This window comes from Bradyrhizobium sp. USDA 10063 (assembly GCF_054063735.1).
Map to the genome: position 1 here is coordinate 488,626 of NZ_JBSSGP010000002.1, position 26,244 is coordinate 514,869.

A 26,244-nucleotide genomic window follows, 5' to 3' on the forward strand; every position below is an offset into this window, starting at 1 on the left:
AGAAAACGGGCCGGGCGCTGCCTTCGATTTGGAGTTGGAGACCGAATGAGTACTGTCCAGACATCGATGCCGGTACAGGCCGCCGCAGCCGGCGAGCCGTCACTTTGGTCAAGGCTGCGCGCCAACCGCAACTGGGCGGCGCTGTGGTTCATGCTACCGGCGGCGGCTTTCCTGATTCTGTTCCTGGCCTATCCGCTTGGCCTTGGCATCTGGATGAGCTTCACGGACGAACGCATCGGCCGTGGCGGGATCTTCATCGGTCTCGAGAACTATCAATGGCTGTGGGACGACGCGATCTTCTGGCTGTCGGTCTTCAACACGATCCTCTACACGCTGATCGCCAGCGTCATCAAATTCGCGATCGGCCTTTATCTCGCGCTCCTGCTCAACCGGCACATGCCGTTCAAGGCAATGATCCGCTCGATCGTGCTGATACCCTTCATCGTGCCGACGGTGCTGTCGGCGATCGCGTTCTGGTGGATCTATGACGCCCAGTTCTCGATCATCTCGTGGTCGCTGATCAAGCTCGGCCTGATCGACCACAACATCAACTTCCTGGGCGACAGCACCTGGGCCCGCGCCAGCGTCATCTTCGCCAATGTCTGGCGCGGCGTTCCCTTCGTGGCGATCACGCTATTGGCCGGCCTGCAGACGGTCTCACCCTCGCTCTATGAAGCCGCGACGCTCGACGGCGCCACCAACTGGCAGCGCTTCCGCTACATCACCTATCCGCTGCTGACGCCGATCATTGCCGTGGTGATGACGTTTTCGGTGCTGTTCACCTTCACGGACTTCCAGCTCATCTGGGCCTTGACCCGCGGCGGGCCGGTCAATGCGACGCATCTGATGGCGACACTGAGCTATCAGCGCGGCATCATCTCCGGGCGGCTGGGCGAGGGCGCGGCGATTGCGACCGCGATGATCCCGTTCCTTCTTGCCGCGATCGCGATCTCCTGGTTCGGCATGCAGCGCCGCAAGTGGCAGCAAGGATCGAACAATGACTGATTCAGCCCTGCATTCGAAAGCACCGGCGCAGGCCGCGAGCGACGACTCCGAGGGCATGAGCTATCTGGAGTCGCTGCCGCGCCGCCTGATCACGCTCTATCTGCCGCTGTTCATCATCCTCGTGGTGCTGCTGTTCCCGTTCTACTGGATGGTGCTGACGTCGATCAAACCGGACGAGCAACTGATCGACATGGAGAAGTTCAACCCATTCTGGGTTGTGCATCCGACCTTCAAGCACATCAGCAAGCTGCTGTTCGAGACGCAGTATCCACGCTGGCTTTGGAACACGATGTATGTGGCTGTTGGCGCCACCTTCCTGTCGATCGCGGCCAGCGTGCTGGCGGCCTATGCGATCACGCGGCTGCGGTTCAAGGGCGCCGACACCGTCGGCATCCTGATCTTCTTCGCCTATCTGGTGCCGCCGTCGATCCTGTTCATTCCGCTGGCCTCGGTGATCCAGGCCTACGGCCTGTTCGACTCGCCGCTGTCCCTGATCCTGGTCTATCCGACCTTGCTCATTCCGTTCTCGACCTGGCTCCTGATGGGGTACTTCAAGACCATCCCCTATGAGCTCGAGGAATGCGCGCTGATCGACGGCGCCTCGCGCTGGCAGATCCTGGTCAAGATCATCGTGCCGCTGGCGATCCCGGGCCTGATCTCGGCCTTCATCTTCTCGTTCACGCTGTGCTGGAACGAGTTCATCTATGCGCTGACCTTCCTGCAATCGACGCCGAACAAGACGGTGCCGGTCGCGATCGTCAACGAGTTCGTCGATGGCGACATCTACAAGTGGGGATCGCTGATGGCGGGCGCGTTGGTCGGCTCACTGCCGCTCGTGATCCTTTACGCCTTCTTCGTCGAGCATTATGTGTCGGCCATGACGGGAGCCGTGAAGGAATAGCGCGAGAGGCCCACGTCGTTACCGCTGATAATAAGGAGTTGGGTCTTGCACGTTCTGATTCTCGGCGCCGCCGGCATGGTCGGCCGCAAATTGACCGACCGTCTGCTGCGCGACGGCCGCCTCGGCAAGCAGGACATCACCAGGATGACCCTGCAGGACGTGGTCGAGCCCGCAAAGCCGGCCAACGCCTCGATCCCGGTCAAGGTGGTGGCGTCCGACTTCGCCGATGCCGGCGCCGCCGCGCCGCTGATCGCCGAGCGGCCCGACGTGATCTTCCATCTCGCCGCGATCGTCTCCGGCGAGGCCGAGGCCGATTTCGACAAGGGCTATCGCATCAATCTCGACGGCACGCGTTACCTGATCGATGCCATCCGCGCGGTCGGTGGCGGCTACAAGCCGCGGCTGGTATTCACATCCTCGATCGCCGTGTTCGGCGCGCCGTTCCCGGAAAAGATCGGCGATGAGTTCTTCCATACGCCGCTGACCAGCTACGGCACGCAGAAATCGATCTGCGAGCTTCTGATCAACGACTATACCCGCAAGGGCCTGTTCGACGGCATCAGCATCCGCTTGCCGACGATCTGCGTGCGGCCGGGCCGGCCGAACAAGGCGGCATCCGGCTTCTTCTCCAACATCATCCGCGAGCCGCTCGCCGGCGAGGAGGCGATCCTGCCGGTCTCCGAGGACGTGCGGCACTGGCATGCCTCGCCGAAGTCGGCGGTCGGCTTCCTCGTGCATGCCGGGACCATGGATCTCAACGCCATTGGCCCCCGCCGCAACCTCAGCATGCCCGGGCTCTCCGTTACCGTCGGCGAGCAGATCGCGGCGCTTGAGCGCGTCGCCGGCAAGAACGTCACGGCGCGGATCAAGCGGGTGCCGGATCAGACCATCATCGGCATCGTGTCCGGCTGGCCGCGCGACTTCGTCACGGAGCGCGCGCTGAAGCTCGGCTTCACGACGGCCGAAAAGAGTTTTTGACGACATCATCCGGATTCACATCGAGGACGAACTCGGCGGCAAGTTCGCGGCCTAGTTCTCCCTTCGGAGTGCGGTCATGACGCGGGTAGCCTCTATCGGCGAATGCATGATCGAGTTGAGGCAGGCCCAGGGCGGTGCCCAAAGCGGCCACCAGGGCGGCCTCTACTCCCGGGGTTACGGCGGTGACACCCTCAACACCGCCGTCTATCTCGCGCGCCTTGGCCTCGACGTCGACTACATCACAGCGCTTGGCGACGATGCGTTGAGCGAGGAGATGATCGCCGCCTGGAAGGCCGAGGGCGTCGGGACCAAGCGCGTCGCCCGGCTGGCCGGCAAACTGCCCGGCCTCTATCTGATCCAGACCGATGAGAAGGGCGAACGGAAGTTCTTCCATTGGCGCGAGAACTCGGCCGCGCGCAAGCTGATGCACCTGCCGGAGACCGAGGACCTCCTGAATTCGCTCGCGACCTATGACCTCGTCTACCTCTCCGCCATCACGCTCTCGATCTATGATGATTACGGGCGAGGGCGGTTGATGACGGCCTTGAAGCGCGCGCGCCTGCTCGGGACGCGCTTCGCCTTCGATACCAATTTCCGTGCCCGTGGCTGGTCTGATCTGAGCGAGGCGCGCAGCGTCTATAGCGCGGCGTTCGAGGCGGCCGACATCGTGCTCGCCTCGACGGAGGATCTGCTGCCGCTCTATCCCGGCGAGAGCAATACGGCGCTGCTCGCGGGTATTCCGAGCCCGGAAGTGGTGCTGAAGCTGTCGGAGCCGGTCAGCGTGCTGCGCTTTCCCGGCGGATCGCGGGAGGTGAGGGCCGAGCCGGTGACCCAGCCGATCGTCGACACCACCGCGGCCGGCGACAGTTTCGCGGCCGCCTACCTTGCGGCCCGGCTCTCCGGCGCCGAGCCGCCGGAGGCCGCACGCGCCGGCCATCGTCTGGCCGGCGTCGTGGTGTGCTATCCCGGCGCGATCATTCCGCGCTATGCCATGCCGCCGAAGAAAGTACCGCGACCCACAACTTCGCGCAGGGCCTTGCAATGACATCGACCAGACAGGAAACCCTCGCCACGCTGTTCAGCGAGGCCAAGGTCATCCCCGTCCTCACCATCGAGCGGCGCGAGGATGCGGTGCCGCTGGCGCGCGCGCTGGTCGCAGGCGGGGTGTATGCGCTGGAGGTCACCTTGCGCACGCCGGTCGCGATCGAAGCGGCGAAGGCGATCATGGCCGAGGTGCCGGACGCGATCGTCGGCATCGGCACGATCCTGAGCCCGGACGATCTCGCCCGAGCCGAGGCGCTGGGTGCCAGGTTCGGCATCAGCCCGGGTGCGACGCCCGAGCTCCTGAAAGCCGCTGTCGGGAGCAGCCTGCCGTTCGCGCCGGGGATCGCCACCGCGTCTGAACTGATGCAGGCGCTGGCGCACGGCTTCGATCTCGTGAAATTCTTTCCCGCGGAATCGTCAGGCGGTATAAAGGCACTGCGGGGGCTGGCGGGGCCGTTCCCGAACGCGCGCTTCTGCCCGACCGGCGGCATCGGGGAGGGCAATGCCGCGACCTGGCTGGCGGAGCCCAATGTGGTCGCGGTCGGCGGGTCCTGGCTCTGCCCGCCCGCCGAGGTCTGGTCCAACAATTGGGCCGGCATAACCGCCATGTGCGACCGCACCCTGAAATCGCTGAAAGCCGGGTGAAGTCCGGTTACGGATCAGCTACAAGCGATCAGGAACATTTTTGGGAGAACGGCCATGACAGCCAGCATCGTCGGGTGGGCGCACACGCCCTTCGGCAAATTCGACGCGGAAACGGTTGAGAGCCTGGTGACGCGCGTCGCCAACGAGGCGCTGACCGATGCCGGCATTTCGGCTGGCGACATCGACGAGATCCTGCTCGGGCATTTCAATGCCGGCTTCTCGCCGCAGGATTTCACGGCCTCGCTGGTGCTGCAGGCCGATCCGCAGTTCCGCTTCAAGCCGGCGACGCGCGTCGAGAACGCCTGCGCGACCGGATCGGCCGCCGTGCACCAGGGCATCCGCGCGATCGCGACCGGGGCGAAGTTCGTGTTGGTGGTCGGCGTCGAGCAGATGACGAGGACGCCAGGTCCGGAGATCGGCCGCAATTTGTTGAAGGCGTCCTACCTGCCTGAAGACGGCGATACGCCCGCGGGATTCGCCGGCGTGTTCGGCAAGATCGCGCAGGGGTATTTCCAGAAATACGGCGACCAGTCGGACGCGTTGGCGATGATCGCCGCCAAGAACCACAAGAACGGCGTCGCCAATCCCTATGCGCAGATGCGCAAGGATTTCGGCTTCGAGTTCTGCCGCGCCGAGAGCGACAAGAACCCGTTCGTCGCCGGCCCGCTGAAGCGCACCGACTGCTCGCTGGTGTCGGACGGCGCCGCCGCGCTGGTGCTGACGGATTCGGAGACCGCGAAGACCATGGGCAAGGCGGTGAACTTCCGCGCCACCGCGCATGCGCAGGACTTCCTGCCGATGTCCAAGCGCGACATCCTGCAGTTCGAGGGCTGCACGGTGGCCTGGCAGCGCGCGCTGGAGCAGGCCGGCGCCAAGCTGTCCGATCTCTCCTTCGTCGAGACCCACGACTGCTTCACCGTCGCCGAGCTGATCGAATATGAAGCCATGGGCCTGACGCCGCGCGGGCAGGGCGCTCGCGCGATTCTGGAAGGCTGGACGCTGAAGGACGGCAAGCTGCCGATCAATCCGTCCGGCGGACTCAAGGCCAAGGGACACCCGATCGGCGCCACCGGCGTCTCCATGCATGTGATGAGCGCGATGCAGTTGACGGGGCAGGCGCCCGAGGGCATGCAGTTGAAGAACCCTGAACTGGCCGGCATCTTCAACATGGGCGGCGCAGCGGTCGCGAATTACGTTTCGCTGCTGGAGCCGGCGAAGTAGGCTGTAGGCGAAGCGGACTGCCGTAGGGTGGGCAAAGCGAAGCGTGCCCACCTTTTCTGGCATCAACCGCAAACGGTGGGCACGCTGCGCTTTGTCCACCTACAATGCGACGGAATTGCCGCGGTAAGCCGCGGCGCAGACTTTCGGAGCGTGTATCATGGGTAACGAAAGCTCGTTGTCGCTGGACGAACTCAACGATCGCATCGCGATTCTTGAAGACAACATCAGGCAGTTGATCGAACAGGCCGCCGCGGCATCCGGCGAGCAGAACGAGGCGCGTATTGCCGACCGCATCAGCCAGCAGAATGAAGAGCTCGAGAGGCTGATGAAGGAGCGCGACGCGCGGCCGCAGAGATAACCCCGCTACCCGCCGTGCATACGCCCATACGCGTGGCGCGCCTTGATCTCGTGGACGGCCTGCCGTTACTAGGTCCCCGGAAGTGATAACGCGGCCGTGATTGGCCGCCTTTCTGGGAGGATGACGAGGCCATGGGACCGCTTGAGGGCATCAAGGTCGTGGACATGACGACCGTGCTGATGGGGCCGTATGCCACGCAGATGCTCGGCGACTACGGCGCCGACGTCATCAAGGTGGAATCGCCCGATGGCGACGTCACGCGCCAGATCGGCCCGACCCGCCACGCAGGCATGGGTCCGGTGTTCCTCAATACCAACCGCAGCAAGCGCTCGATCTGCCTCGACCTGAAGAAGCCGGCCGGGCGCGAGGCCGTGCTGCGCCTGATCGCGAAGGCCGACGTGCTGGTCTACAATGTGCGCCCGCAGGCGATGGCGCGGTTGCAACTCGGCTACGATGTCGTCTCCAAGGTCAATCCGCGGCTGATCTATGCCGGCGTGTTCGGCTTCGGCCAGGACGGCCCTTATGCCGCCAAGCCCGCCTATGACGACCTGATCCAGGGCGCCACCGCGCTGCCGGCGCTGATGGCGCAGACCTCCGACGGCGTGCCGCGCTATGTGCCGAACGCGCTGGTCGATCGCATCGTGGGATTGACCGCGGTCGGTGCGATCTGCGCGAGCCTTGTGCATCGCGACAGGACCGGGCAGGGCCAGCGCGTCGACATCCCGATGTTCGAGACCATGGCCGGCTTCGTCATGGGCGACCATATGGGCGGTCTCACCTACGATCCGCCGCTCGACCGCGGCGGCTACAAGCGGCATCTGTCGCCGGACCGCCGGCCCTACAAGACGAGCGACGGCTATATCTGCGTGATCGTCTATAACGACAAGCAGTGGGACAATTTCTTCACCGCGACCGGGCGCGACGATCTGCGTAACGATTCAAGATTTGCGACCTTCGCCGGCCGCGCCGCCAATATCGATTGCGTCTACGCCGAGCTTGCGCGCATCCTCAAGACCAAGACCACCGCGGAGTGGAACGAGATTCTCGAGAAGGCCGACGTGCCGGTCATGCCGATGCACGATCTCGAAAGCCTGCTGCAGGATCCGCATATCGTTGCAACCGATGTGTTTCCCGTCATCGACCATCCGACCGAAGGCCGCATCCGCAGCATGAAGGTCTCGGCGCGCTGGTCGGAGACGACAGCCGAGCCGAAGCGGCTGGCGCCGCGGCTCGGCGAGCACAGCGCGGAGATCCTGCAGGAGGCCGGCTTCTCTGCCGACGAGATCGCCGCCATGCTGCGCGACGGAGTCACCAAGGCACCGTGATAGGATTTGAACTGGTACGAACCACGAGGGCGCTACGCTCCCTCTCCCGCTTGCGGGAGAGGTGACGGAGCCTGCTGACAGGACCGTTCAATCAAACGGCATCAAGCTATAGGACGGAGACACATGGATTTTGCGCTCTCGGCCAACCAGGAATCCATCCGCGATGCAGTCGCGAAAATCTGTGCGCGCTTTGACGACGCCTATTGGCTGAAGAAGGACAAGGAGGGCGGCTATCCCGCCGACTTCCACCGCGCGCTGGCGGATGCCGGCTGGCTCGGCATCTGCATTCCCGAGGAATATGGCGGCTCCGGGCTCGGCATCACGGATGCCGCGATCATGATGCGCACGATCGCCGAATCCGGCGCCGGCATGTCTGGCGCCTCGGCCGTGCATATGAACGTGTTCGGGCTCAATCCGGTGGTCGTGTTCGGCACCAAGGAGCAGTGCCAGCGCATGCTGCCGCCGATCATCGATGGCCGCGACAAGTCCTGCTTTGCGGTGACCGAGCCTAACACCGGGCTCAACACCACCCAGCTCAAGACCCGCGCGGTGCGCAAGGGCGACAAATACATCGTCAACGGCCAGAAGGTTTGGATCTCGACCGCGCAGGTCGCCAACAAGATCCTGCTGCTGGCGCGCACCACGCCGCTGGAAGAGGTGCGGACGCCGACGCAGGGCCTGAGCCTGTTCTACACCGATTTCGACAAGAAGCGCGTGACGGTGCACGAGATCGAGAAGATGGGCCGCAAGCCCGTCGATTCCAATGAATTGTTCTTCGAGAATTTCGAGATTCCGGTCGAGGACCGGCTCGGCGAAGAGGGTCGCGGCTTCGAATACATTTTGCACGGCATGAATCCGGAGCGCATCCTGATTGCGGCTGAAGCGGTCGGGCTTGGCAAGGTCGCGCTGTCGCGCGCGCAGGCCTATGCCAAGAGCCGCATCGTGTTCAATCGTCCGATCGGCATGAACCAGGCGATCCAGCATCCGCTCGCCAAATGCTGGATGGAGCTGGAGGCCGCGTGGCTGATGGTGCTGTCGGCCGGCTGGCACTACGACCAGGGTCTGCCGTGCGGGCCTGCGGCCAACTCCGCAAAGTTCCTGGCCGCCGAGGCCGGCTTCCGCGCCTGCGAGCAGGCGGTGATGACCCATGGCGGCTTCGGCTACGCCAAGGAGTATCACGTCGAGCGCTACCTGCGGGAATCCCTGATCCCGCGCATCGCCCCGATCAGCCCGCAGCTCATCCTGAGCTTCATCGCCGAGAAGGTGCTGGGGCTGCCGAAATCGTATTGAGGGTGGTTGCGATGACGTCTCCAACACTCACACCGTCATTCCGGGGCGCGCGCGGCGCGAGCCCGGAATCCACTTCGCCGCGTTCGCCTGTGGCTCGATGGATTCCGGGCTCGCCGCTTTGCGGCGCCTCGGAATGACGAGGAGATAGCGCTATGAGTTTCATCACCGGCGTCGGTCTCACCTCATTCGGCAAGCACGAAGGCTCGTCCTCGCTCGACCTCATGAGCAGGGCGGCTGAGCTTGCGATTGCCGATGCCGGCGTGAGGCGAGCGGAGATCGATGGCATCCTCTGCGGCTACTCGACGGTGTCACCGCACATCATGCTCGCGACCGTGTTCGCCGAGCATTTCGGCATCCGCCCGTCCTATGCCCATGCCGTGCAGGTCGGCGGCGCCACCGGGCTTGCGATGACCATGCTGGCGCATCATCTCGTCGATGCCGGCGTGGCGAAGCATGTGCTCGTGGTCGGTGGCGAGAACCGGCTGACCGGCCAGAGCCGCGACGCCTCGATCCAGGCGCTCGCCCAAGTCGGCCATCCCGATTACGAAGTGCCGCTCGGGCCGACCATCCCCGCCTATTACGGCCTCGTCGCCTCGCGCTACATGCACGAATATGGCGTCACCGAAGAGGACCTCGCCGAATTCGCGGTGCTGATGCGCAAGCACGCGCTGACCCATCCCGGCGCGCAATTCCGCGATCCGATCACGGTTGACGACGTGATGGCGTCAAAGCCGGTGGCGAAGCCGTTGAAGCTGCTCGATTGTTGTCCCGTTTCCGATGGCGGCGCGGCGTTCGTGATCAGCCGCGATCCGACCAGCGACGTCGGCGTGCGCATCCGCGGCTGTGCACAGGCGCATACGCATCAACATGTCACCGCAGCGCCAGCGCTTAGCGAACTCGGTGCCGAGATCGCGATCGCCAAGGCCAAGGCGGCCTCTAGCGTTGCGATCTCCGATGTGCGCTATGCCGCGGTCTATGACAGCTTCACCATCACGCTTGCGATGCTGCTCGAAGATCTCGGCCTGGCAAAGCGCGGCGAGGCGGCCGCGCGCGTCCGTGCCGGCTACTTCAATCAGGACGGCGAGATGCCGCTCAACACCCATGGCGGCTTGTTGAGTTACGGCCATTGCGGCGTCGGCGGCGCGATGGCGCATCTGGTCGAGACGCATCTGCAGATGACTGAGCGCGCCGGCAATCGTCAGGTCCGCGATGCCTCGGTTGCGCTGTTGCATGGCGATGGCGGTGTGCTGTCCTCGCATGTCAGCATGTTCCTGGAGCGGGTGCGATGAGCGGGAAGGTTTCGGACTGGACTACCGGCGCGGAGGCGATCGTCTATCAATCCTGCGCCGCCTGCGGTGCTGTACAATATTTCCGCCGCAGCTTTTGCGCCGCCTGCGGCGCGCCTGATCCGGTCGAGAAACAAGCCAGCGGGGCTGGGACGGTCTACGCGACCTCGCTGGTCTGCCGCGCCGCGACGCCCGAGACGCGCGCGCATGTGCCCTACAACATCGTGCTGGTGGACACCGCCGAAGGCTTTCGCATGATGGCGCACGGCGAAAACGATCTTGCGATCGGCGACGAGGTGAACGCGCGGTTTGCGCAGTTTGCCGGCCGCGTGGTGCCGTATTTTGAAAAGGCTAGAGCATGATCCCGAAAAGATCATGCTCCAGCAAAAGGATTAGATCGCGGTTACCGCCAGTAAAGCACGATGCCGGCGATGACGACCATTGCCGTCACCGCCAGCATCTGCGCGAGCGCCTCCGAGGCCGCCCTCCTTGTGGCTTCCTTCATGCCTATTCCCCCTAGACTTGGGCGTGACTCATCGTGGCGCGGCACTCCACGCAAACGATGGCCTTTTAGATTGCTACTCGGAACACCCCGCGACGCATATTCGCTCTGATTGAGTCCCCACTCGGCGAATATCGACGGTAGCAGGGTCGGATACCATTGCGGCGGCATTTTGACTCGGCTGTGTTGCTCCTGCGTCAAGCGCCAGATAGTGTTTTGAAACTTAACGGAACCGAAGCAAAACGAGAAAAAAGAAAACGAGAAGGAAAGAATGGCCCGCATCGAATACAGCGATCCCGCCGAGGCCAGCGATCGCACCCGCGAAATCCTCGACAAGAACCGCAACGCCAACATCTTCCGCATGATGGCGCATTCGCCAAGCTATTTTGAGCAATATTGCCGGCTCGGCGGCGCGATCCGCCACAGAGGCGAGCTTGATCCGATCGTGCGCGAGCTCGCGATCACCCGCACCGGAATCCTGTGCGAAGCGCCTTACGAGATCGTCGCGCACAAGCGGATCGGCAAGAATGTCGGCGTGAGCGACGAGCAGAACGAGGCGCTGGAGAACTGGCAGTCCGCCACCTGCTTCAACGAAGTGCAGCGCGCCGCGCTCGCTTTCACCGATGAGATCGTCAAGCTGAACAAACCGACGGACGCGACCTTCAACGCGATCGCATCCAAATTGACGCCAGCCGCGCTCGTCGAACTGCAGCTCTCGGTCGGCTTCTACATCATGACGTCGAAATTCCTCGAAACGTTCGAGATCGACCTGCAGCCGGTCACGGAAGTGGTGGGTTGATCGAACTGGTGCCGCGAACTCCCTTCGCCTCGCCCCGCCTGCGGGGAGAGGATCGCATCGCCAGATGCGATCCGGGTGAGGGGCTGTCTCCGCAAACACAACTATCACCGTCGTTGCGGAAGCAGCCCCTCACCCCGACCCTCTCCCCGTAAGAACGGGGAGAGGGAGATTGAGAGAGACTACGTCGACGTCAGCAAATCCACCTTCGCGTTCGCGACGATCAGCCGGTCGGCGAGCAGTTGCGCGAGGTTGCGCATGATCAGCTCGCCGGCGCGCGGATGCTGCTTGCGGAAACGTTCGAAGTCGCGCAGCGGGATTTCCCAGGCGGTCGCGGCCTGGTCCGCCAATACGTCGGCGGAGCGGACCGGCTCGATCAGCGCCATCTCGCCAAACGCCATGCCTGCGGTGAGGGTCGCGAGACGGATGCCGTCAGGCAGCGTGACATGCACCACGCCGCTGCGCAGGAAGAACAGCGAATTGGCGGGATCGCCGGCGGAGATGATCTTCTCGCCCGAGCGATGGGTGCGGGTTGCGGCGAGCGACGCCAGATCGGTCAGCTCTTCCGCGCTCAATCCGGCCAAGAGCGGCTGCTCGGACAATTCCGTGGTCTCGAAGAAATCGATCGAGCCGCCATAGCGGTAGACGATCTGGTCCTCCGCCCATTCGATCGCGGTATCGAGCAGATAGAAGTCCCTGATGTTGCCGAGCCTGGCGGTCCATTCGCGCAGCGTCTTCCATTCCTTTGACGTGCGTTTGACTCCGGACAGGATCACGGTGACGTTGAGAGCGGCGAGTTCCTCGAAAGCTTCCGCCACCAGCCGCGCGCCGGCGCGGGTGGTGGAGGTGACCCGGTGCAGGTCGAACACGACGAATTGCGGTCGCGGCTGCGAGGCCAGGCGCCGTGAGACGTAATCGACAGCGGAGAGCGAAAGCGTGCCGACCAGTTCGATGATCCGCACTTCCTGATGATGCGCCGCAAGGATGTCGCGCTCCTGCGGGCGGCGGACGCGCCGCGACGGGCTCTTGCCGATATTGTAATCGGCGATGATGCTGGTGCGCGCGTCGTCGCTACGATTCAGCATATGCAGGTCGTAATGGGCGGACAGCGCCTCGCACACCTTGATGCCGCGGACGCTGTTGCCGTGCTTGTCGAGCTTTGGCGAATAGCTGCCGAGCCCGAGCCGCGCCGGCAGCGCGGCCAGGATGCCGCCGCCGACCCCGCTCTTGGCGGGGATGCCGACGCGGTAGATCCATTCGCCCGCGAAATCGTACATGCCCGACGAGGTCATCACCGAGAGCGTGCGCGAGATCGCATAGGGCGTCATCACCTGTTCGCCGGTTACCGGATTGATGCCGCGATTGGCAAGCGTTGCAGCCATGATCGCGATATCGCGCGCAGTGACCAGCACCGCGCATTGCCGGAAATAGACATCCAGCACGGAGGCGACGTTGTCCTTGATCACGGCGTTGGTGCGCAGCAGATAGCCGATCGCCCGGTTGCGGTCGCCGGTCGTGCTCTCCGAAAGATAGACGGCTTCATCGAGCGTGAGCTCGCGCCCGGCGAAGCGGCCGAGCGCCTGGCGGATATAATCGAAGGCGGCGTCGCCCTTGGCCTCATGGATCAGCCCGGTGCAGGCGATGGCGCCGGCATTGACCATCGGGTTGAACGGATGGTTTTCGGCGTTCAGCCGGATCGAGTTGAAGGGGTCGCCCGATGGCTCGACGCCGATTGCACTTTCGACCCGGCCCGCGCCCAGCGTGTCCAGCGCCAGCGCGAACACGAAGGGTTTTGACATCGACTGGATGGTAAAGGGCACCTTGGTGTCGCCGACCTCATAGACGTGCCCGTCGAGGGTTGCGAGACTGATGCCGAAATGGGCAGGGTCGGCCTTGCCGAGCTCGGGAATGTAATCGGCGACAGCGCCGCCGGTCTCGGCGGCGAACTCGTCGTGGCATGACTGCAGGAACCGCAACAGAGGCGGTTTCGAGCGGGTCCAGGCCGTGGCGCTGGCGGGAGAAGGAGGCGGCTCCGGTTTCATCGCCTCCTGTTGTGCAACGCAATCAGGGAGCGCGCAACTGGTTCGGTATCAAGGCGTGCCGGCGGACCAGAAGCAGCGCGATCAGGACCGTCGGCACCAGGATGGCTAGGCCGAGCAGCGTCACCTGCATCTGCGACAATGGCATGATGCCGCCGCCGGGCGTCGCCACCACGAAGCCGCCGATCACGAACAGCACCCGCAGCGGCCATTCCAGCGCGCCTGTACGGCTGAGATCGCCGACAAAGACCTGGTAGCCCTGGATGCCGCCGCAGATGAACAGCGTTCCGAAGCCGGCGAGCGCCATCAGGCCGAGGCCGGTGAGATAGGGGGCGGGTCCCTGCAGCACCAGTGCCGGGTTCAGCACGAAGAAGAACGGGATGAAATAGATGATGCTGCCGACCCACATCGATTCCCACCCCGTCTTCATCGCCGGCGATCCGGCGATGCCGGCAGCCGCGAAGGAAGCGATCGCGACCGGCGGGGTGATTGACGACAGCATGCCCCAATAGAAGATGAACATGTGGACCGCTATCCGGTTCAGCCCGAGCTTCTCCAGCGCCGGCGCCACCAGGATCGCGAGGAAGATATAGCAGGCCGTGGTCGTCAGCCCGAGGCCGAGGATCAGGCTGGTGAAGGCACACATCGCCAGCAGCAGGAAGGCGTTGTCGCCCGCGATCGTCAGCAAGTCGTTGGCGAGGCTCGAGACCACGCCGGTCATCGAGAACGCGCCGATCAGGAGCCCGCAGCCGGCGAGAATGCCGACCAGCTCCACGAAGGTGCGGCCATTGACCTCGAGGAATTTTGCGATCGTGGCCGGCGTCCAGCGCGTGTCCTTGGAGAAGATCTGGTTCAGCACCAAGAGCAGCGCGGTGGCGTAGAACGGCGCGTGGCTTTCGCGCTTGAAGTAGAGCAGCATCACGATCAGGAGCGCGATGACGAACACGTAGTACCAGCCGGACTTGAGCGTATCGATCACCCGCGGCAGTTCGGCGCGCGGGATGCCCTTCAGGCCATGGCGCGCGGCGTAGGAATCCACCTGCATGAACAGGCCGACATAATAGAGCGCGGCGGGAATGATTGCGGCGACCGCGACCTCGGCGTAGCTGACGTTCAGGAATTGTGCGATCACGAAGGCGGTGGCGCCCATCACCGGCGGCGCCAGCACCGCACCGGTCGAGGCGCAGGCCTCGATCGCGCCGGCATAGGAGGCGCGGAAGCCGCTGCGCTTCATCACCGGGATGGTCATCGTCCCGGCGGTGAGCACGTTGGAGATGATCGAGCCGGACATCATGCCGAGCAGGCCGCTCGCGAAGATGCAGACCTTTGCCGCGCCGCCACGGAAGGTGCCGCACAGCGCAAAGGCGATGTTGATGAAGAACTTTCCGGCGCCTGTCATCATCAGCGCGGTGCCGAAGACGAGGAAGCCGATCACGGTATCGGCAAAGGCCTGGATCGGGATGCCGAGCAGGCTCTCGCCCGAGAGCACGTGATAGGCGGTGGCCTGGTCGAAGGTGAGCTCGGAGCCGCGGAACGGACCGAGCCAGCTTGCTTCGGCAAACAGCGGATAGATGGTGAAGGGGAACACGCTGAGCAATAGGCTCCAGCCGCCGGTGCGGCGCAGCGCCTCCATCAGCACCGCCCACATCACGACGCCGGCCACCAGCACGTTGCGCGGCGCGCCGTCGGATTCCCAGCCAGACTCCGCCGCCTTTCGGATGTTGAGCATCAGCCAGATCGCGGCCGCAAACGTCAGCACGAACAGCGCGAGGTCGTACCAGGGAACCCGGTCGAGCGGCGCCGTGCTTGTTCCCGGAAACATCAGGAAGGTGAACGGCAGCATCAGCGCGATCAGCAGATAAAAATATTCGGTGTTGAGCTGGGTGTAACCGATCAGGAAGCGCAGTGAGAATTGCTGGTTGATGCAAAGCAGGATGGTGGCCGCGGTCGCGACCACCAGCGCCCAGCGCCAGCCGCCGCGCAAAGCCCGCACGCGCGTGACCTCGGCCTCCTGCAGATTGCCGGCGCCGGAGTGAGGATCCTCGAACTCGATCCTCTTCGGCGGCGCGGCCACGGCGCTATCGAGCGGAGAAGCTGACATCGAGAGATCCCCACAAAGTTCGTCAGTAATGGAAGCGCGCGGCTCTATTCAAAGCCGTTCGGCATGTTGGCCTTGGCCAGCGCCGCGGCGCGCGCCTTTATCCAGCCTTCCAGGAACGCCTTGTCATCCGAGGATGGATTGGACTTGCCATATTCCGCCCAGGCGGCGGTGAGCACTTCCTGGCGCTTGAACAGCGCGTTGTTGTGGGCCTCCTGCTGATCGCTCCATTGGCCCGCTTCCTTCAGCGCTTTCACTGCGCCGGGATGCACCGGCACGACCCAGTTCTTGGTCTGCCGGTCCGCGGCAAGCCCGGTCGCGCCCGGAGCGGAATCCTTGTAGGCGTCGTAGTTGACGATCATTGCCTTGGTGATGGCGTAGACCTGGTCCGCGGGCACCGACGCGTAGGCGACGAAGATCGGGTAGGGGTAGGTGCCGAGCTCGATCGGCTTTTCCGGCGAGATGCCGGCGCCGCACGTCGCGCGATGCGGGAAGAAGAACGAGCCGACCTTCTGCACGCGTTCCCATCCGGCCTTGTCATCAGCCGGAAGCGGCGGCCAGATCAGCCCGCGCGGCGAAGTCTCGGCTTCCTTCGCGGGGCCCGTGATGGTGGTGCCGAACGCCGCGTCGGTATCGTTGTTGATCAGGCCCTTCCACATTGCGCCGTAGCTTGCGAATTCGACGGCCTTGACGTCGCTCTGCTTGAGACCGCCGAAGGCGAGGATGGCGAGCGAGTTCTGGTTCAGTGCCGGCGAGCCGACCACGAAGCCGACGCGCTTGCCCTTGAGATCCTTGATCTCCTTGACGCCGATATCGGCGGCGACGCCAAGCGAGCCCGCGTTGCAGTCGACCGTGGACAGCAAGAGTTGCAGCGGCTGCGGTCCCCATTCCCTGGCGCCGAACTCGAACACGCCTTCCTGCGCGAAATAGGTGCCTGATCCCATCGCCGACATCACCGCGCGCTTGGCGCGCAGCGGCGCCAGCCGCGCCACGTCGTTGCCTGCCGGCAGCACACGAAGGTCGGTGCCGTATTTGTCCTTCATCATCTTGCCGACGCCGACCGCGATGTTGAATCCCGCGGTGCCCGTGTCATAGGCGGTCACGGCCATCGTCGGCGGCAGCTTGATGTCTTCGGCGAGCGAAGGTCCGGATGCGAGTAGGGTGACGCCAAGCGCGAGCAGACGACGGATCATGATTCCTCCCTGATGTTTCGCTGAGCGAAACGTGTTGTTTGAGAGGATCATTGCACCGCGTAGCGGTGATGGCAACGCCGCTGCGTTGGCGCGAACCACGACCATCGTCGCATCACCGGACAGATTGTCGCGGAAGAAGCTTGAGTGCGTGCGCGTCAGGTCTCGACGATGGCGACCGCCTGTCCTTCGGCGATCACCTCGTCGACGCTGACGAGGATCGATTTGATGGTGCCCGCAGCGGTCGACGTTACCGGGATCTCCATCTTCATCGCTTCGACCAGCGCGACCTCGTCGCCGTCGGCGATGCTGGCACCGGTCGCCACTGGTATTGCGCATACACGGCCGGCCACTTCGGTAATGATCTTGATATCTGGCATTCCACGCTCCCCATCCGTTTCGCGAAACGCATGGCGCTCTGCGAACGGCTTTTGTTGTGGCCGCACATTGCCTGAGGTAGCTTGTTCTGCAAGTGGAATTTTATTCCGTGTGGCGGAATGGAGCCTATAACAAATGGGAAGACGCTCGGAACGGCTTAGCCGGCAGGGAATGCTCGCCAGCGATCTCGCAGGCGAGGGCGATGTCATCCAGGTGGTGTCGCGTGCGTTTGATGTCCTGCGATGTTTCGAAGGACATGAGGCGCGGCTTGGCAATCTCGAAATATCGAACCGCTGCGGCTTGCCGCGATCGACAGTGTCGCGGCTCACGCACACGCTGACGCGGATGGGCCAGCTCGTCTATCTGCCGCGCGACCAGAAATATCGGATCGGTCCGAGCGCGGTGGCGATGAGCACCGCGATGATGAAGGGTCTGCAGCTCCGCAACCTGATCCGTCAGCGCCTGCAGGACGTCGCCGAGCAGTTGCCCGGCACCGTCGGCTTCGTGATCCCCGATCGCTTCCAGCTCGTCTATCTCGAATTCGCGCGCTCGGCGAACGCGCTCGGCCTGCATGAGGTCACCGGCAGTCGGATCTCGATGGCGACCACCGCCGCCGGCCATGCCTATACGGCGGCGCTCGAGCCTGAGGTCGGCGATGCCCTGATCGCGGAGATGGAGCGCGAGATTCCCGAGGGCGCGAAGCTGCTCAAGCCGCGCATCGAGGGCAATCGCCGTCATTTGCGCGAGCACGGCTATGTCGTTGCCTGCGGCCTGTGGAGCCCGCACATCAACGGCGTCGCGGTGCCGCTATGGTCGCCGCAATACCAGACCTATGTCGTCACGACGATCGGTCTCTTGTCGGCGATGTATGACGAGAAGCGGCTGCACAAGGAGGTCGCGCCGCCGATGGTGCAGCTCGGCGCCGCGCTCGGCAGCCTGCTCGAAGGCGCCGACGCCAGCATCTTCAACAACCGGATCGAGAGAAAATCCATTCCGGCGGCCGTGAACAATAACAACAAGATCATACAGACGGAGGAAAGGAATGAACTGGAAGCCGGAACTCGACGAACTCGCCCGGCGCGAAGCGTTCGCGCGCGAGATGGGAGGCGTTGAGAAGGTCAAACGACAGCGGGATCAAGGCCGGCTTACCGTTCGCGATCGCATCGACAAGATTGTCGATCAGAAATCCTTCCACGAGATCGGCGCCATTTCCGGCATCGCCGAATATGACGAGAACAACGAGCTCAAGCAGCTGACGCCGGCGAACTGCGTGTTCGGCCGCGCCAAGGTGGACGGCCGTTCGGTGGTCGTGGTCGGCGACGATTTCACCGTGCGCGGTGGCTCGGCCGATGCGTCGATCTCCGCCAAGCCGCTGATGGCGGAGGAGATGGCGCATGATTTCCGGCTGCCGATCATCCGCATGATCGAGGGCTCCGGCGGCGGTGGTTCGGTCAAGACGATCGAGACGCGCGGCGCCGCGAACCTGCCCGGGGGCGTCGGCGGCACGCGATGGTACTGGTACACGACGGCGAACCTTGCGCGTGTGCCGGTCGTCGGCCTCGGGCTCGGCTCGGTCGCAGGCCTTGGCGCGGCGCGTCTTGCGGCCACGCATTACTCGGTGATGACGAAGAGCTCCGCGATGTTCGTCGCGGGCCCGCCGGTGGTGAAGCGGCTCGGACAGGACCTGACCAAGCAGGAACTCGGCGGCGCCGATATCCAGACCCGCGCCGGCGCGATCGACCAGGCGGTCGAGACCGAGGAGGAGGCGTTCGCGTATGCGAGGCGCTTCCTCTCCTATCTGCCGCAATCGGTATTCGAGCTGCCGCCCACCGTTCCCTGCAGCGACGATCCTGAACGCGCCGAGGAATCGCTGATGAAGGCGGTGCCGCGCAACCGCCGGCAGGTCTACAAGATGCGGCCGATCATCGACGCCGTCGTCGACAAGGGCTCGTTCTTCGAGATGAGCGCCAATTTCGGGAAGCCGATCATTGTCGGCCTCGCGCGCCTTGAGGGCAGGGCAGTGCTGCTGCTGGCAAGCGATCCCTTCCACTATGGCGGCTCGTGGACGGCGGAAGCCTGCCAGAAGGTGATCCGCTGGGTCGATTTCGCCGAAACCTTCCATCTGCCGGTGGTCTATCTGATGGACTGCCCGGGCTTCATGATCGGGCTCGAGGCGGAGAAGAGCGCGACCATCCGCCATGGCGTGCGCGCGATGGCGGCGGTCAACCAGAGCACCGTGCCCTGGTGCACGATCATCATACGCAACGCCTTCGGCGTCGCCGGCGTGGTGCATCAGCCGGCGAACCGTTTTTCGATGCGCTACGCCTGGCCGTCGGCCTATTGGGGTTCGCTGCCGCTGGAGGGCGGCATCGAGGCCGCCTATCGCGCCGACATCGAGGCCGCGCCCGATCCGGCTTCGAAGCTGAAGGAGATCGAGGACCGCCTCAACAAGCTGCGCTCGCCATTCCGCTCGGCCGAGAAGTTCTGGGTCGAGGAGGTGATCGATCCCCGCAGGACGCGCTCGCTGCTCTGCGAATTCGCGCGCCTCGCCGAGCCGATCCGCGCACCGGGCCCGCCAAGCAACATGTCGACAAGGCCCTGATTGCCTACCCCTCATGGTGAGGAGCGCGCAGCGCGTCTCGAACCATGAGGCCCGACTGTCGCCCGCGGCCCATCCTTCGAGACGACCGCTGCGCGGTCTCCTCAGGATGAGGGTGGAGTGCGTGGCGTTCAGTGCTGCCTGCCCCTCATGGTGAGGAGCGCGTAGCGCGTCTCGAACCATGAGGCCCCGATCTCGCCTGCGGCCCATCCTTCGAGACGGCCGCTGCGCGGTCTCCTCAGAGGGTGAGAATGATTCGCCTTGTCCGGAGAATTTTACATGTGATGGGCTGGAAGGCACAGACCGTAAAGCTTTTCGGTTGAGCCGGCGCCGAATGACCGCGATCTGACCTCCGGGCCGGTGCTGCGGCTGCTGCGGCGCTTTGTGGGCACCTGCTGGCGTGGACGCCTCTGTTCATGCCGCGACCTGCGCCTTGGCGTGCAAGGCGAGGAAGCGCATCATGTTGTGAGCGACGGCGAACCACAGCAGATGGAGGCGGGCCTTGATCTTGCCGCGCAGGGTTAGCTGGCGCAGTCCCATGCGGCGGGCATGGGCATTGATGCATTCGTGCTCGGCGCGCAGTCGGTAGAATGCCTTACCGTCCTTGCTCTGCATGCGTTCACGCCAATCCGCGACGCCAACACCGTCACCCTGCTTCGGCGCATAAGGGTCGGTGCCGTGCCTGGTTTGCCCCGCCGGGCACCACAGTTTGATATCTTTGGCGTGGGCCCACTCGATGTCGTCGTTCTTGGTGAAGCCGCCGTCGACCAGATAGTTGGAGGGGTCGTAGCCTTCAGCGTGCACCGTCTCGATCCCCGGTTGCGCCAGGCCGCGATCCGAGCCGCTGGTATCGATGTCGACCGCAACGATCACCTGGTGTTCCGGCGCCGAGATGATCTGCATGTTATAAGCCGGACGCCACCCACCATCGGCCATCTTCATCACCCGCGCGTCGGTATCGGTGGTCGAAGCGCGCGGCTCCTTCTGCTTGGCCACCTGGTTCTTGTTGGTCTTCTCGCGCCGCTCCCGCTCGACCTCCAGTTCCTTCATGCGCTGCTGCGCCGCCGCGATCCGCGCCTCGCGCTCGCGGGCGCCACGCGCCTTCGCCGCCCGCTGGCGACGATCGCCAGCCGCCGGATCCGTCTCGGCTTCAGCGCGCAGGCGCGCCACCCGCGTCTGCGCCGCGGTGAGCAGATCATCAAGCCGCGCGCGCCGGCGGAAGGAACTCGCCCCGGCACCCGCGCGCACCCGCAAGCCATCCTGCGCCAACGTGTCGAGCGACACCAGGCCAGCTTCCACCATGGATGCGACCCCCTGCGCCAGCAGCCGCTCCAGAACTGCCATATGCGCGATCCGGAAGTTCGACAGGCTGTGATAGTTCATCGACACCCCGCCGCATAACCAGCGATAGACCAGATGATCGCGGCACAGCCGATCCAGTTGGCGGGCGCTGCCCACCCCATCGACCGTGGCCCACAGCCAAAGCGCCAACATCAGTTCCGGTGCTGCTGGCGGATGTCCGGGCTGGCCCTCGCGCGCCTTGATCACCTCGTGCAACGCCGACAGATCCAGCCCCTCGACGAACGCCCAGACCGAGCGGACCGGATGATCCTCCGAGATCAGATCGTCCAATGCCGCCACCTGCATGCCGATCTGACTGCGTTCCGGCACCCGCAGCCGCAGCGCACCACGCCCTTCGGCCTGCGGTCTTTCCTGCTCAGGTAACCCCTCGAACAATTGCTCGTCAGCCATCGTCAGCCCCTGCCTCGCGCGCAATGCAAGCGAATCACAGCACCGCGGCTGTGGCAAATGCTCATTGCCTAAAGATTCTCACGCTCTCAGGATGAGGGTGGAGCGCGTGGCCTGCGTCCTTCGGCAGTTCTACACCTCGCTCTCGCGGTGCACGTCGTGGACCACGATGCCCATGCCGTCGTCGGGCATCTTGATCCAGTCGCGCCGCATCAGCGTGCGCTTGGTGTCCTCGTGGCCGCTCATCCAGTGCTCGCGCATCGAAGTGCCCGAGAATTCGTGATCCTTGGCGTGGCCTTCATAGGCCTTCTGCTGATAGATCAGTTGCAGGATCGCGATGCTCGGCAGGGCGCTGTTGGAATCGCGAAGATGGCGTTCCTCCTCCGACAACTGCTCGTCCGGAAGTTTCGACAGCGCCTTGTAGAGGCGGGCGCGGAGATTGTGGGTCTTGCGATACATGTCGGTGTTGTAGCGCGTGCGCGAGGAATACATGATGTCCTTGTGGCGGGCCATCACGTCCTGGATGTCGCGGGGCAGCGCGCCGCGGGCCGAGAACAGGTCGACCTGGAACACCAGCGAATTCAGGCTGTCGGCCTGGTCCAGCAGATGCTGCAGCGGCGTGTTGGAGACGATGCCGCCATCCCAGAAATGGTCGGTGCCGACCTTCACCATCGGCAGCGCCGGCGGCAACGCGCCGCTCGCCATGATGTGCTCGGGAATGATCTCGTCATGCGCGTTGTCGAAATAGATGAAATTGCCCGAGAGCACGTTCACTGCGCCAACCGCGAAGCGCATCTTCTTGGAATTGATGCGGTCGAAATCGACGAGCTCGAGCAGCGACTCGCGCAGCGGCGCGGTGTCGTAATAGCTGGTGGCGGTCCTGGCGCCGGCCGGGCTGAACCATGGGCTGGTGGTGTGAGGCGCGAAGAAGCCGGGCTGGCCCAGCGCCGTCGTCAGCAATGAACTGGTGAAGTTGCGCGCCTTGCGAAAGATGTCGCCGTCCGGCGTGTAGTGCCAGATCTTGCGGCCGGTGATGCGGTCCCAGAACGTGTGCAATCGTTCGAGCCGCCGCTCCGGCGGATTGCCGGCGATGATCGCCGAGTTGATCGCACCGATCGAGACGCCGCATATCCAGTCCGGCTCGATATTCGCTTCGTGCAGCGCCTGATAGACGCCGGCCTGGTAGGCGCCGAGCGCACCGCCGCCCTGCAGCACCAGCGCGACGCGGTGGCATCCCTCCGGTCGCCAGCCGCGACTGGTTGTTGCTTGTTGTTGGTCGAAATGTGGGCTGCGCGCATCCATGTCCTTGCACTCCTGCGCACCAACGATTCCGTGTGCCCGTGACGCGCTGATGACAGCTACGCCGGGTCATGCCGCTGAAGGAAATCCCTCATATCAGTGTCAATGTCCGCCGCTAGCGTTCGGCCCGACCAATTGCAAACAGGGGGATTTGCGATGCGCAGGGAAGAGCTGTTGAGGCTTCCGTCGATGCCGGCCGCGGGTCCGAGCTATCCCGCAGGACCTTACCGCTTCGTCAATCGCGAATTCCTGGTCATTACCTATGAGACCGATCCCGCGTTGATCCGTGCCGGGCTGCCTGAGCCGCTCGAGCCGATTGATCAGCCGATCGTGCACTACGAATGGATCAAGATGCCTGATAGTTCCGGCTTCGGCAGCTACACCGAGTCCGGTCTGGTGATCCCGGCGCGCTTGCACGGCGAAGAGGTCAATTTTGTTTCGCAGATGTACCTCGATGATGATCCGCCGATTGCGGCGGGCCGGGAGATCTGGGGCTTTCCGAAGAAATACGCCCATCCCAAGCTCGAGATCGTCAAGGACACGCTGACCGGCACGCTTGAATATGCCGGCCAGCTCGTCGCCATGGGCACCATGGGCTACAAGCATGAGAGCATGGCCGGCAATGGCGACATCACCCGCGCGACGCTGTCGAAGACGCAAGTTAATCTGAAGATGATCCCGGGCGTCGACGGCCGTCTTGAAGTCTGCCAGCTCGTCGCGATCAACCTGACCGACATCAACGTCAAGGGCTCATGGAACGGCCCGGGCCGCTTGCATCTGGTGCCGCATGTCAATGCGCCGGTCGCGGATTTTCCGGTGCGCAGGGTGGTCGGCGCGCATCACTTCCTCGCCGATCTGACGCTGCCGTTCGGCCGCGTCGTGCACGATTACAACAGGGAAGCCGAGCAGGTTGCCGCGACCGGACTCGCGGCGGAGTAGGCTGCGACATCAAACTGTAACAAGAACGTAATTGTATCGGCGCGCGCTGGCGTGCGGGGAGGCGCCCCGCACCAATATTGTATTGCGTCGGCTAGCGCAGGGGTTCGCAATGTCTCGCGTTGAGCTTCGGGCCGGTCATGTCGGCTGAACCAGCGAAAATTGTCAGCGTGCCCGCGGGCTCCACGCCGGCGATCCCGGGCCTGGTGTGGGCATTCCGTCTGCATAGCGACGGCAGCGCTGAAGCCTTGCCAATCGATGCGCCGATCGAGTTCAGCCATGATGGCAGGCTCTGGCTGCATTTCAATCTGGCGGATGGTCGCACGCGGCAATGGCTCGCCGCCCTGCAGCTTCCTGCGCTCGCGCGCGATCTGTTGCTGTCGCACGACAATTTCCAGCAACTCCACATCATCGACAACTGCGTCTATGGCGTGTTCTCCGATCTCGTGCGCGAGATCGATTCCCCGACGGAGGAAACCGGATTCCTTCGCTTCGCGATGACCGAGCGTCTCCTGATCAGCGGCCGCCATCAGGCGCTGTGCGCGGTTGATGCTACGCGCCGCGTGCTCGAGGGTGGCCATCGTGTTGCGACGGTGGCGGCCCTGCTCGAGAAGATCATCGACGAGGTCGCCGACACCATGGATCGGATGGCCGACAAGATCGGCACCGAGATCGACGACATCGAGGAGCGGGTGCTGGCCGGCGAGACCAGGTCGGAGATGCGGGCCGGGCTAGGGCGGTTACGGCGGACCTGTCTACGGCTGCATCGTCAGCTTGCCGGCTTGCGCGTCCTGTTCCACCGGCTCGAGCAGAAAAGCCCCGAAAACCTCAGCCCGGCGCTACGCCTGCATGCCGCAAAGCTCGCACAGCGGCTCGATGGCCTCGACCACGACATCACCGAGCTGCGCGAACGCAGCCGCCTGCTAGAGGAGGAGCTTCGTTTCAAGCTGGAGGAGGAAAGCAATCGACATCTGCACGCGCTCTCGGTCGTGACCATGATGCTCCTGCCGCCGACGCTGGTCACCGGCATCTTCGGCATGAACACCAAGGGACTGCCGCTCACCGATGTCGATGGCGGCTTCCTGTGGGCTGCGGTGCTGATGATCGCCGCCTCCGGCCTTGCCTACCTGATCATGCGTCGCCTGGGCATCGTTAAATAACGGGCTGCGGTATCATTGCATGTACCGAGTGCTCATCCGCGCGGTCACTTTATTCGCGGCGATCATCGCCGTTGCCCTCGCGCCGGCCGCGCACGCGGCGGATCAGCCTGACGATACCAAGCAGGACCTGCGCGACAGGCTGGCCGATGCCGGCTACCAGTTCAGCCTGACCTACATCGGCGAGGGGCTCGCCAACGTTACCGGCGGCATGCGCACCGGCGCGATCTATACCGGCCGGCTTGACCTCGGCACCACGATCGATCTGGAAAAGGTGATGGGCTGGACCGGCGCCACCTTCCACGCCAACATGTTCCAGATCCATGGCGATGGCCTGTCGCGCAGCTACATCGGCAATCTGATGCTGGTCTCGGGCGTCGAGGCGCTGCCCGCGACACGGCTCTACGAACTCTGGATCGAGCAGCAACTGCTCGGCGGCAAGCTCGCGGTCCGCGTCGGCCAGCAGGCCTCAGACATCGAGTTCATCGACAGCCAGTACGACGACATCTTCATCAACTCCGCGCTGGGCTGGCCGGGCATCACCGGGATCAACCTGCCGGCCGGCGGACCGTCGCCGCCGCTTGCGGTCCCGGGTATCCGGATCAAGGCGCGGCTCTCCGACAAGATCACCGCCTATCTTGCGCTGTTCGATGGCACCGCCGCGCCGCCCGACGCGGACGATGCGCAGATCGCCAATCCTCACGGGCTCTTGTTTCGCGTCAACGATCCGCCCTGGTGGATCGGCCAGCTCAAATACAAGTTCGAGATCGGTGAGAGCCGGTTGCCGGCGACCATCACCGGTGGCGGCTGGTATCACATGATGTCGTTTGCCGATCAGCGCTTTTCGGCCGACGGCCTGTCGCTCGCCGATCCCAGCAGCTCCGGCGATCCACTCTGGCTACGCCGCAACAATGGATTGTTCATGGTCTACGAGCAATTGCTCGCGCGCGCGGCGCCCGGTTCGGACAAGGGCGTTGCCTTCTTCATGCGGGCCTCGGTGAGCCCGTCCGATCGCAACCTGGTCGGCGCCTATGTCGACGGCGGCTTTCTATTCACGGGTTTCAGCGATGCCCATCCGAACGACAGGTTCGGCGTCGCCGCGACCTACGCCAGGATATCCGACCGTGCCCGCGCTTTCGACCGTGACATTCAGTTCTTCACCGGCACGCCGTACCCGATCCGCGACTACGAAGTGATCTTTGAGGTCACCTATCAGCACGAAGTGAGGCCCGGCTTCCTGCTGCAGCCGGTGTTTCAATATATCGCTCATCCCGGTGGCGGCGCGGTCGATCCCTTCGATCCCACGCAAACGCATCGCATCAAGGATGGCGTGATGGTCGGCGTGCGCACGACGATTGCGTATTAGGAACAGGAGGTGCCAATTCTCCCTCTCCCGCTTGCGGGAGAGGGCGGGGTGAGGGTGTCTCCACGATGGGATCATCCGTGGG

General features: G+C 64.1%; 22 protein-coding genes and 1 pseudogene. 17 read left to right on the top strand and 6 right to left on the bottom strand.

Annotated elements, in window-relative coordinates; genetic code table 11:
- The first annotated feature begins 45 nt into the window (after positions 1 to 45).
- The 12 genes and pseudogenes from ACVJGD_RS04160 (at position 46) to ACVJGD_RS04215 (ending at position 11,354) form a co-directional block, all read left to right on the top strand.
- A complete protein-coding gene (locus tag ACVJGD_RS04160) occupies positions 46 to 1,005 on the top strand; it encodes a carbohydrate ABC transporter permease (protein ID WP_456633169.1) in 960 nt (319 codons plus the stop codon).
- Positions 998 to 1,906 (top strand): carbohydrate ABC transporter permease, encoded by a 909-nt coding sequence (locus ACVJGD_RS04165; RefSeq protein ID WP_456633170.1) that lies wholly within the window; start codon positions 998 to 1,000, stop codon positions 1,904 to 1,906. Before ACVJGD_RS04160 ends, ACVJGD_RS04165 begins: the two co-directional genes overlap by 8 nt.
- Before the next feature lie 45 nt (positions 1,907 to 1,951).
- A pseudogene (denD, locus tag ACVJGD_RS04170) lies at positions 1,952 to 2,939 on the top strand (D-erythronate dehydrogenase).
- Positions 2,940 to 2,960: 21 nt separating this feature from the next.
- Positions 2,961 to 3,929, top strand: a complete 969-nt coding sequence (locus tag ACVJGD_RS04175) for a sugar kinase (RefSeq protein ID WP_456633171.1) — start codon at positions 2,961 to 2,963, stop codon at positions 3,927 to 3,929.
- Positions 3,926 to 4,573, top strand: coding sequence for a bifunctional 4-hydroxy-2-oxoglutarate aldolase/2-dehydro-3-deoxy-phosphogluconate aldolase (gene eda / locus ACVJGD_RS04180; protein WP_456633172.1), 648 nt, complete (start codon positions 3,926 to 3,928; stop codon positions 4,571 to 4,573). The genes ACVJGD_RS04175 and eda overlap by 4 nt, the downstream gene beginning before the upstream one ends.
- 54 nt (positions 4,574 to 4,627) lie before the next feature.
- On the top strand, positions 4,628 to 5,794 hold the full coding sequence (locus tag ACVJGD_RS04185; RefSeq protein ID WP_456633173.1) for an acetyl-CoA acetyltransferase: 1,167 nt from the start codon (positions 4,628 to 4,630) through the stop codon (positions 5,792 to 5,794).
- A 157-nt stretch (positions 5,795 to 5,951) separates the two neighbouring features.
- Positions 5,952 to 6,152 carry a hypothetical protein gene (locus ACVJGD_RS04190; RefSeq protein ID WP_456633174.1) on the top strand — a complete coding sequence of 67 codons (201 nt, stop codon included), beginning with the start codon at positions 5,952 to 5,954 and terminating at the stop codon, positions 6,150 to 6,152.
- Positions 6,153 to 6,283: 131 nt separating this feature from the next.
- Positions 6,284 to 7,477, top strand: a complete 1,194-nt coding sequence (locus tag ACVJGD_RS04195) for a CaiB/BaiF CoA transferase family protein (protein WP_456633175.1) — start codon at positions 6,284 to 6,286, stop codon at positions 7,475 to 7,477.
- Positions 7,478 to 7,600: 123 nt separating this feature from the next.
- A complete protein-coding gene (locus tag ACVJGD_RS04200) occupies positions 7,601 to 8,767 on the top strand; it encodes an acyl-CoA dehydrogenase family protein (protein ID WP_456633176.1) in 1,167 nt (388 codons plus the stop codon).
- Positions 8,768 to 8,919: 152 nt separating this feature from the next.
- Positions 8,920 to 10,056 carry a thiolase family protein gene (locus ACVJGD_RS04205; RefSeq protein WP_456633177.1) on the top strand — a complete coding sequence of 379 codons (1,137 nt, stop codon included), beginning with the start codon at positions 8,920 to 8,922 and terminating at the stop codon, positions 10,054 to 10,056.
- Complete coding sequence (locus ACVJGD_RS04210; protein ID WP_456633178.1) at positions 10,053 to 10,415, top strand: Zn-ribbon domain-containing OB-fold protein; 363 nt, start codon at positions 10,053 to 10,055, stop codon at positions 10,413 to 10,415. The genes ACVJGD_RS04205 and ACVJGD_RS04210 overlap by 4 nt, the downstream gene beginning before the upstream one ends.
- Positions 10,416 to 10,826: 411 nt before the next feature.
- Positions 10,827 to 11,354 (top strand): carboxymuconolactone decarboxylase family protein, encoded by a 528-nt coding sequence (locus ACVJGD_RS04215; RefSeq protein WP_456633179.1) that lies wholly within the window; start codon positions 10,827 to 10,829, stop codon positions 11,352 to 11,354.
- A gap of 179 nt (positions 11,355 to 11,533) precedes the next feature.
- On the opposite strand, the gene glsA is transcribed toward ACVJGD_RS04215, so the two are convergent.
- The 4 genes from glsA to ACVJGD_RS04235 form a co-directional block, all read right to left on the bottom strand.
- Positions 11,534 to 13,393 (bottom strand): glutaminase A, encoded by a 1,860-nt coding sequence (gene glsA / locus ACVJGD_RS04220; RefSeq protein ID WP_456633180.1) that lies wholly within the window; start codon positions 13,391 to 13,393, stop codon positions 11,534 to 11,536.
- Positions 13,394 to 13,415: 22 nt separating this feature from the next.
- Entirely contained in the window at positions 13,416 to 15,491 is a 2,076-nt protein-coding gene (locus tag ACVJGD_RS04225) for a TRAP transporter permease (protein WP_456633181.1), read from the bottom strand.
- A 44-nt stretch (positions 15,492 to 15,535) separates the two neighbouring features.
- Entirely contained in the window at positions 15,536 to 16,681 is a 1,146-nt protein-coding gene (locus ACVJGD_RS04230; RefSeq protein WP_456633182.1) for a TAXI family TRAP transporter solute-binding subunit, read from the bottom strand.
- A gap of 155 nt (positions 16,682 to 16,836) precedes the next feature.
- Positions 16,837 to 17,058, bottom strand: coding sequence for an acetyl-CoA carboxylase biotin carboxyl carrier protein subunit (locus tag ACVJGD_RS04235; RefSeq protein WP_456633183.1), 222 nt, complete (start codon positions 17,056 to 17,058; stop codon positions 16,837 to 16,839).
- Between the two features lie 133 nt (positions 17,059 to 17,191).
- Between ACVJGD_RS04235 and ACVJGD_RS04240 the strand changes: the two genes are divergently transcribed.
- Together ACVJGD_RS04240 and ACVJGD_RS04245 are read left to right on the top strand one after the other, a co-directional pair.
- The gene (locus tag ACVJGD_RS04240; protein ID WP_456633184.1) at positions 17,192 to 18,169 is read left to right on the top strand and encodes an IclR family transcriptional regulator; all 978 of its coding nucleotides are present in this window, start codon (positions 17,192 to 17,194) and stop codon (positions 18,167 to 18,169) included.
- The gene (locus ACVJGD_RS04245) at positions 18,099 to 19,658 is read left to right on the top strand and encodes an acyl-CoA carboxylase subunit beta (RefSeq protein ID WP_456633185.1); all 1,560 of its coding nucleotides are present in this window, start codon (positions 18,099 to 18,101) and stop codon (positions 19,656 to 19,658) included. Before ACVJGD_RS04240 ends, ACVJGD_RS04245 begins: the two co-directional genes overlap by 71 nt.
- Positions 19,659 to 20,069: 411 nt before the next feature.
- Here the strand turns inward: ACVJGD_RS04245 and ACVJGD_RS04250 are convergent, their stop codons facing one another.
- Positions 20,070 to 21,407 (bottom strand): IS1182 family transposase, encoded by a 1,338-nt coding sequence (locus tag ACVJGD_RS04250; protein WP_456633186.1) that lies wholly within the window; start codon positions 21,405 to 21,407, stop codon positions 20,070 to 20,072.
- A gap of 129 nt (positions 21,408 to 21,536) precedes the next feature.
- On the bottom strand, positions 21,537 to 22,706 hold the full coding sequence (locus tag ACVJGD_RS04255; RefSeq protein ID WP_456633187.1) for a patatin-like phospholipase family protein: 1,170 nt from the start codon (positions 22,704 to 22,706) through the stop codon (positions 21,537 to 21,539).
- Positions 22,707 to 22,859: 153 nt separating this feature from the next.
- Between ACVJGD_RS04255 and ACVJGD_RS04260 the strand changes: the two genes are divergently transcribed.
- From ACVJGD_RS04260 to ACVJGD_RS04270, 3 genes are all read left to right on the top strand, one after another.
- On the top strand, positions 22,860 to 23,642 hold the full coding sequence (locus ACVJGD_RS04260) for an acetoacetate decarboxylase (protein WP_456633188.1): 783 nt from the start codon (positions 22,860 to 22,862) through the stop codon (positions 23,640 to 23,642).
- A gap of 137 nt (positions 23,643 to 23,779) precedes the next feature.
- Positions 23,780 to 24,799 carry a transporter gene (locus tag ACVJGD_RS04265; protein ID WP_456633189.1) on the top strand — a complete coding sequence of 340 codons (1,020 nt, stop codon included), beginning with the start codon at positions 23,780 to 23,782 and terminating at the stop codon, positions 24,797 to 24,799.
- A 19-nt stretch (positions 24,800 to 24,818) separates the two neighbouring features.
- A complete protein-coding gene (locus tag ACVJGD_RS04270; RefSeq protein WP_456633190.1) occupies positions 24,819 to 26,162 on the top strand; it encodes a carbohydrate porin in 1,344 nt (447 codons plus the stop codon).
- Positions 26,163 to 26,244 lie beyond the last annotated feature (82 nt).